We start from the raw sequence: 329 nt of genomic DNA on the forward strand, positions 1-329 counted from the left end.
GGTACGAGGCGCGCCAGGCCGGCAGGCCGCGCAGCACCGTCATGGGGATGCCCGACAGTTCGATGTAGCAGACCGCCCGCCCCGGGATGCCCGTGTTGACGATCGAGACCAGGTCGCCGTGGAAGAAACCGGTCGGCACGGCGGCGCGGATTTCAAGCTCCATGCGGCGCCAGGCGGCTACGTCACCCACTCCGATAAAACACTTGAATTGGTCCGAATTCGGAGTGAACTCGGCCGAGAAGCGCGCGTTCACCCAGGGCATGGCGCTTCGGATCCATTCGGCGAAGACGCGCTGGCGCTCCTGCGGACTCATGGCGTTCAGCCGTTCG

Annotated in this window: 1 protein-coding gene; it reads right to left on the reverse strand. The window is 66.0% G+C overall.

Translation table 11 applies throughout. From position 1 onward, the window contains the following. On the reverse strand, window positions 1-190 hold a 190-nt coding region (locus tag KVT32_RS32365; protein WP_254637079.1), incomplete at its 3' end, for a hypothetical protein. Window positions 191-329: the final 139 nt, after the last annotated feature.

The organism is Achromobacter sp. GbtcB20 (assembly GCF_019091095.1).
GTDB lineage: Bacteria > Pseudomonadota > Gammaproteobacteria > Burkholderiales > Burkholderiaceae_B > Achromobacter > Achromobacter mucicolens.